The sequence below is a fragment of the Brevundimonas kwangchunensis genome, assembly GCF_039523815.1.
GTDB classification, from domain to species: domain Bacteria; phylum Pseudomonadota; class Alphaproteobacteria; order Caulobacterales; family Caulobacteraceae; genus Brevundimonas; species Brevundimonas kwangchunensis.
Genome location: NZ_BAAAGA010000010.1, coordinates 29,459 through 36,821, shown reverse-complemented (window position 1 = coordinate 36,821; position 7,363 = coordinate 29,459). Strand labels below are relative to the sequence as shown.

The window sequence follows — 7,363 nt, the reverse complement described above, 5'->3', positions numbered from 1 at the left end:
ACGATTTCAAAGACCCGAAGCCGCCTCAGCAACCCCACCGTTTTACGCCCGGTGACGGCGGAGGCGGCTATCTAGGGAAGGCCGATCCTCATGTCAACCGGGCTTTTCAGCCATTTTGCAGAGAGAAGATCGAGACCTTCAGACCGCAAAAAACCGCCGAGAGGAAAGCCGAGAGGCTTGCCTCTGTGTTCGTTTCCGACGATTCGATTGGAGCGCGGAACCTAACCAAACCACCTTCGGGAAGCAAGAGCCTTTCGGTTCTTTTTTCCCGCTGGGACTGGAAGACCTTCGTCTCCGCGGCCCCGGCGGCCGGCCCGTTTCCGAGCGAGGCGGCGATATACGCAGCGGCCATTTCGGGCGCAACCCGATTCCGTCGAAAGTTCCGAACTTTCTCACCAACCCGGAGTCTGCGGGTCGCGTCGGTCCGCGCCCGTCAGCCCGCCGCTATATATGTACGCAGGGATTCCGCCTCGCGGGCGCTCTCGGCGATCTGGCGCGCCACCACATCCCCGATCGAGATGACCCCGACGAGCCGGCCCTCTCTACGCACCGGCAGATGACGGATCCGGCGCTCGGTCATGCGCGCCATCAGAATCGAGACGGTTTCACCGGGCGCGGCGAAAACGACGTCTGACGTCATGAAGTCGGCCACCGGCCGTTCCAGCGCGCCGGGCCCCTGCCCCGCGATCGCGCGGACCACGTCCCGCTCGGACAGGATGCCGACGACATCGTCGCCATCGCAGACCATCAGGGCGCCGACCCTGAGCCGCTGCAGCTCCACGCAGGCCTCGGCCACCGTCAGCTGCGGGGCGATGGCGTGGACGGCGTTTCCCTTGTCCCTGAGGATTTCGGCGACAAGCATCCGGACCTCCCTCTTTATAGAGAGCGACCGCGGGCGGGCCGCTTCAGCCGGCAGGGTCGCGCGAATCCCCCGGGGAATCAAACTTCGTCCGTTCACCGAACACCTTCGCCCAAGGACCGATGGCGACAAGGCCGAACAGATAGCCGACCGCATGGGCCTCCCACGCGATGCCCCCCGCGTCGACGCCGGGCGCGAAGCCGATCAGGCCCACGGCCAGATTGACTGCCATCAGGGCGACAGAAGTGCTGACGACGCGCTTGTCCGTCAGACTGCGCAGTCGTCCGTTGCGGCGCCCCAGCAACCGGATCGCCGCTCCGGTCAGGCCGAACACCGCGCCGGACGCCCCCACCATCAGGGCGTCGCTGTTGATATGGATCAGGCCGTAGCCGAGCGCCGCCACCACACCGCACACCATATAGAAGGCGACGAAAGCTGCCCCGCCCCTCAGCCCGGGGAACAGCCGCGCCACCGGCGGCGCGAAGGCCAGGGCGCCCAAGGCGTTCATAAGAGCGTGCCCCCAGCCGGCGTGCAGGAACATCGCCGTGACGATCCCCGGCCACCAGTCGCCGTGCGTCAGGGAGTCGGGCCGGAAGGCGAACTGCAGCCAGTCATAGTGGACGCTCTCCTGAACCAGGTTCAGCGCCGGGATCGAGGCGATGACAAGCAACGCCGCCAACGGAGCGTTGAAGACCGGCTCTGAAGGCGGTCGGGTCACGGGCGGGTCCTGAGAAGGCTCGGATGACATTGCAGGAAATTACCGCAAGTCGGTGACTGGAAAGCGGTTCTTAATAACCATGATTCAGATTGGCCCTACGGATGCTTAGCGTCCCGTAAACCGTGTTCGAGCGGAGCGCCGCCAATGTCAGTCAAAATCAGGGCCGTTGCAGCGGTTTCCATCGCCGCCCTTCTGATCCCCGCCGGAGCCATGGCCCAGACGGCCGGGTCCAGCGGCATGGGCAGTATGCAGGCCGGGTATGGCGGTGCGCGTTATACCACCGCCCGCCCGCAAACCGGCTCGACCCGGGATGCGAACGGCAACCGTCTGATCGTCAACGGCATCATCCAGGCCGGCGCCAGCGCCTACTCGGATTCCTCGGGCGGCGTTTCGTCCAGCTTCAGCGGCGTCGGCGGCGGTAACGGCACGACGATCGGCGGCTCCACCGCCATCGGCAACAGCCTGAATGTCGTCGTCCAGGGCAACCACAACACGGTCATCGTCAACTCCACCCAGGTGAACAACGGCAACGTCAGCGCCGGGACCAACCTGAACACCCCGAGGACTCAATGACCGCAGGCCGGACCTTCAGGCGGCTTCGCACGCTCGGCCTAGCGGGATCCGCGGCGGCCCTGCTCAGCGGCTGCATCTCGGCCAGCGCCGGACCGGCCGGCACCTATGCCGCGCCGATCGGCAATGCGCCGGTGATCGCCAACCCGACGCCCTATTCGGCCGCGCTCTACTGCATGGCCAACTATGCGCGCCGCTACAGCCTGCCTTCGCCGCGCATCGCGGTGGCCCGGATCGCCGATTACACCGGCACGGTCTCCGCCGACGGCGGACGTCAGGTCACCGGCGGCGCCTCTCTGATGGCCATGACCGCCCTCGCCAAGGCCGGTGCGCGTCAGGTCGAGCGCTATGACACCTCGGTTTCCGAGATGGAGCTGCGCTACGCCAACAACCGCCTGATCGGTGACGAGGGCGCCGGCGGGGCGGAGGATCTCCAGTATCGCCGGATCATCGCCGGCCAAGTCCCCGGCTCGGACTTCTACATCGTCGGCGGCATCACCGAGGTGAACCACAACATCCGGTCGGGCGGTTTCGACCTCGCCGCCGGGCAGGCCAACACCGACACCCCGCTGTCGACCGCCTTCGCGGGCAAGGCTTATGTGATGAACATCGCCATCGACCTGCGTCTGGTTCAGACGACCACGCTCGAGGTGGTCGATGTCGTCTCCTACCAGAAGCAGATTGTCGGCCGCGAAATCTCGGCCGGCATCTTCGATTTCCTGAACGGCAACGTCTTCGACCTCTCCGCCGGCGAGGGTGGACTGGAGCCGGTGCAACTGGCGGTCCGCGCCCTGATCGAGCGCGCGACGGTCGAGTTCATGGCCAACCTGTATGGGGCTCCGGGCCCCGAGGCCTGCCTGTCGGCCGGCCCCGACCCGCTGGGCGGCACCGTCGGCCCGACCGGCGGCTACTATCCCGCGTACACCAACACGGACACGAACAATGGCGCCACTCGCGCGGATCCGTCTCGCTGGCACGATCGCCGCGACGGCGATGTGCGTCGCAGCCGCTACTGAGGCCGCCGCGCAGTCAGCCCCCCAGGACGGCACGATCGTCCTGAACGAACAGCTCCAGCTGGGCGACGTCTTCTCGCACCAGACGATCAATGTCGTGAACGCGACGGGTCAGGTGACGGTGAATACCTCGGCCCAAGGCAATCAGGCCTCGGGCGCGGTCCAGAACGACTCCATCGTCGTCCAGTCCGATCAGGACATGCGGGGCGACGCCATCGCCCGCTCCGACGTCACCCTTGGCGGCGACACCGGCGGTCCGGTGAACGTCGTGACCCAGGCCGGCGGCAACTATCTGGCTGCCAGCGCCTACGATTCCGAACTGGGCATCGAGGCGACGCAGTCGAACACCGGCGACATCGTGAGTGCGACCAGCCAGATCGGCACGGCCTCGGCCCGTCTTCTTTCAGGCGGGTCGGTCGCGGCCTCGGCCATCTCGAACACCACCGCCGTTTATGGCGAGGGCTCGGTCATCAGCGGATCGATCGACCAGTCCAACGACGCCGTCGTCCGCTCGTACAGCCGCATCGACAGCCAGTACATTCCGGCCGAGGCTTCGGTGACGGCCCAGACGATCGCCAACGCCATCGCTGTGAACAGCGGGCAGACCTCGGGCCAGAACCTCGAGCTGAACCAGAACTCGACCGCCGACTTCATTGAGGCCGAGTCCAGCGCCAACACCGGCAATGGCTGGAATCTCGCCGCCCGGGCGCGCGCCAACGCCAACCAGGCCGTGCTCTATAATGAGGGCGGCTCAGTCGTGATGGGGTCGAACCAGTCGAACAGTTCGTATGTCCGCTCGGCCGCGACGACCACCGCCTATGATTATGGGCGGGTCGAAGCCCACGCCTCAGGCGCCGCCAACACCCTGTCGGTCGGCAACAACGACATCTTCGTCGAGATCGACAATACCCAGTTCAACGAAGGCGGCGTGGACGTCACATCCACCTTCGTCGGCACCAACGGCTATGACATCTATGTCGGCGCCGAAGCGGTCGGGAACCAGGTGACCGGCTACGCCTGCTCGGAATGCGCGGGCTATATGGACGCCCGCAACAGCCAGACGAACTCCGGCGATGTCTCCGCGCGTGCGAACACCACGGTCAACGGTTCGAGCCGCGCCGTGATCACCGGCGCCAATGCCGTCGGCAACGCCGCGACCTTCTACGTGTCGCGTTCCGGAAATTAACATTCGGTAACTTGTTCGAGGCGCCCCGGTCGCCGAAGGGTTGTGCGGGGCCTGATTAATTGCATTCGCGCAAGGTCCCTTCCCTGGACCGGCGTGCCCCTGATCGGGTCAGTCACGCCAATCGGAGTGACCGACCACATGCGTTCTCCCCGCATTCTCCTTCTTGCCGCGGCGTCTTTCGCCGCCCTGACGGCTGCATCCCCGGCTCTGGCGCAGGTCCAGAACACGGATCCGTGGACGCAGACGACTAGCGATGTGCCCGCGGACGCCAGCGTGCGCTTCGGCGTCCTGCCGAACGGCATGCAGTACGCCCTGATGCGCAATGCGACGCCTCCGGGCCAGGCCTCCTTCCGCCTGCGCATCGACGCCGGCTCGCTGATGGAGAACGAGGACCAGCTGGGTCTGGCCCACTTCATGGAGCACATGGCTTTCAACGGGACGACCAACATCCCGGAGAACGAGCTTCTCCGCATTCTGGAGCGTCGCGGCCTGGCCTTCGGGGCCGACACCAACGCCTCCACCGGCTTCGATGAAACCGTCTATATGCTGGAGATCCCGAACGCCGACGCCGGCACGATCGACGACTCGCTGCGCATCCTGCGCGAGCAGATGTCCGAGGCCCTGATGGCCCCCGACGCCGTCGAGGCCGAACGCAATGTGATCGTCGGCGAAGAGCGCCTGCGCAACACGCCGGGCCTGCGTTCGATCAAGGCCCAGTTGGGCCTCTATGCCCCGGGTCAGCGCATCGCCAACCGTCTGCCCATCGGCGATCTGAACATCATCCGCACCGCGCCGCGCGAGCGCTTCGTGGAATTCTATCACGGCTATTATCGCCCCGAGCGCGCGACCTTCGTCGCCGTCGGCGACTTCGACGTGAACGAGATGGAGGCCAAGGTCCGCTCAGCGTTCGAGAGCTGGGAAGGCCGTGGTCCCGCTGGGCCGGAGCCCGACCTGGGCACGGTCGCCCCGCGCGGTCCCGAGACCCGCATCCTGGTCGAACCCGGCGTGCAGTCGTCGATCGAGCTGGGCTTCCTGCGTAGTCCGGACCGTGATCCCGACAGCGTGAGCGAGCGCCGCGACAACCTCTATCGCCGTCTCGGCATCGCCGTGCTGAACCGCCGACTGGGCGAGATCGCCCGTGGCGACAATCCGCCCTTCCTCGGCGCCAGCGGAGGCGAGTTCGATCTGGCGGACAGCTTCGGCGTGGCCTCGGTCTCGGCGCAATACAATGTCGGAGGCTGGAAGCGTGCGCTCGAGACGATCGAGCAGGAGCAACGCCGTCTGGTGCAGTACGGTGTTTCGGACGCTGAGCTGCAGCGCGAGGTCACCGCGGCCCGCACTGCGCTCGAGAACGCGGTCGCCGGCGCCGCCACCCGCCGCACGCCGCAGCTGGCCGGAAGCCTGGTCGGTTCGGTGAACAGCAAGACCGTCTTCTCGACGCCCCAGACCAACCTCGAGCTGTTCAACACGGCGGTTGAAGGCCTGACGGCCGCGACGATCAACCAGACCCTGCCGCAGGTGTTCCAGGGACAGGGCCCGCTCGCGCTCGTCGTGACTCCGGAAGCCATCGAAGGTGGTGAAGCCGCTGTCACCGCCGCCCTCGAGGCGTCGCGCCAGACGCCGGTCTCCGCACCGGCGGTGCAGGCCCAGCTCGAATGGCCCTACGAGACCTTCGGGGCCGCGGGCTCGGTCACCGATCGTCGCGAGATCGCGGAACTCGGCGCCACCGTCCTGACCTTCGCGAACGGCGTCGTCGTCACCGTCAAGCCGACCGAGTTCCGCGACGAGCAGATCCTGGTCCGTGTCGATACCGGCATCGGTGAGATGGGCCAGCCGACCGACCGTCCCGTGGCGGAAGGCCTCGGCGGCAACGTCTTCACCGCTGGCGGCCTCGGCCGTCTGACCGTCGACGAAATGAGCCGCGTGCTCAATGGCCGGGTCTATTCGACCGGCTTCAGCGTCGGCGCGGATCGCTACACCCTGTCCGGCGGGACCCGTCCCGCCGATCTGGGCCTGCAGATGCAGGTGCTGGCCGCCTACCTGACCGATCCGGGTGTCCGTCCGGCTCCGTTCCAGCTGCTGAAGTCCGCCTACGGCCAGCAACTGGTGCAGGCCCGCGCCACGCCGGGCGGCGCATTCGCCGTCGACGGCGGCGCGATCCTGAGCAGCGGCGACGCCCGCGACGGCCTGCCGCCCGCGGACGCCGTGGCCGGCTGGACCAACGATGAGCTCAAGGCCGAGATCACTCGCGGTTTGGCCAGCGGTCCGATCCACATCACGGTCGTTGGCGACACCACCGTTGACGACGTCATCGCGGCGATCGCTCCGACCTTCGGCGCAATGCCAGCCCGTGGCCCGGACGCCAGCCCGCTGCCGGGTTCGGACCAGAAGCGCTTCCCGGCGCCGACCACCCAGCCGATCGAGCTGACCCACACCGGCCCGGCCGAGCAGGCTCTCGCCATCGTCGCCTGGCCGACCACGGACGCCGTCGGCGACCGCACGGAGGCGCGTCAGCTGTCGATCCTCAGCGCGGTGCTGCGTCTGCGCGTGCTTGAGGAAATCCGCGAGAAGCAGGCCCTGGCCTATTCGCCGGGCGTCGGCGCGCAGGCGTCGGACGTCTATCCGGACTACGGCTTCATGCTGGTTCAGGGCGAAATCGCGCGCGACAACCTGGCGGCCTTCAACACCGCCGTCGACGGCATCGCCGCCACCCTGCGTGACGCGCCGCCGGAAGCGGACGAACTGAACCGCGCCCGCCTGCCCACCATCGAGCGACTTCGCCTCAGCCAAGCCACCAACGAGTACTGGCTGACCCAGTTGGCGGACGTCGCCGAGAAGCCGCAGGAAGTCCAGGAGATCACCCGCCACATCGCGGTGCTGGAAGCCATCACGCCGGAAGACATCCAGCGTCTGGCCCAGCGGTACCTCCGCCCCGAGACCGCGGTCCGGGTGCAGGTCGTCTCCTCGACCCCGGCCGCTCCAGCCGCACAGTAAGGCGAACAGAAAGAAGGCCCCGG

The 7,363-nt window shown here is 67.2% G+C and carries 6 protein-coding genes; 4 read left to right on the top strand and 2 right to left on the bottom strand.

Going from position 1 to position 7,363, the window contains the following annotated elements; all coding sequences use genetic code 11:
* Positions 1 to 433: 433 nt before the first annotated feature.
* Positions 434 to 862, bottom strand: coding sequence for a CBS domain-containing protein (locus ABDZ95_RS15295; protein WP_343794842.1), 429 nt, complete (start codon positions 860 to 862; stop codon positions 434 to 436).
* Between the two features lie 43 nt (positions 863 to 905).
* Positions 906 to 1,577 (bottom strand): rhomboid family intramembrane serine protease, encoded by a 672-nt coding sequence (locus ABDZ95_RS15290; RefSeq protein WP_343794841.1) that lies wholly within the window; start codon positions 1,575 to 1,577, stop codon positions 906 to 908.
* A gap of 144 nt (positions 1,578 to 1,721) precedes the next feature.
* On the opposite strand from ABDZ95_RS15290, the gene hfaA reads away from it, so the two are divergent.
* The 4 genes from hfaA to ABDZ95_RS15270 all read left to right on the top strand — a co-directional run bounded on the left by hfaA (position 1,722) and on the right by ABDZ95_RS15270 (position 7,340).
* Entirely contained in the window at positions 1,722 to 2,150 is a 429-nt protein-coding gene (gene hfaA, locus ABDZ95_RS15285) for a holdfast anchoring protein HfaA (protein WP_343794840.1), read from the top strand.
* Positions 2,147 to 3,163 carry a holdfast anchoring protein HfaB gene (hfaB, locus tag ABDZ95_RS15280; protein ID WP_343794839.1) on the top strand — a complete coding sequence of 339 codons (1,017 nt, stop codon included), beginning with the start codon at positions 2,147 to 2,149 and terminating at the stop codon, positions 3,161 to 3,163. Before hfaA ends, hfaB begins: the two co-directional genes overlap by 4 nt.
* Positions 3,090 to 4,346 carry a holdfast anchor protein HfaD gene (gene hfaD, locus ABDZ95_RS15275; RefSeq protein ID WP_343794838.1) on the top strand — a complete coding sequence of 419 codons (1,257 nt, stop codon included), beginning with the start codon at positions 3,090 to 3,092 and terminating at the stop codon, positions 4,344 to 4,346. The genes hfaB and hfaD overlap by 74 nt, the downstream gene beginning before the upstream one ends.
* A 138-nt stretch (positions 4,347 to 4,484) precedes the next feature.
* Positions 4,485 to 7,340: a M16 family metallopeptidase gene (locus tag ABDZ95_RS15270; protein ID WP_343794837.1), complete on the top strand. Its 2,856-nt coding sequence runs from the start codon at positions 4,485 to 4,487 to the stop codon at positions 7,338 to 7,340.
* Positions 7,341 to 7,363: the final 23 nt, after the last annotated feature.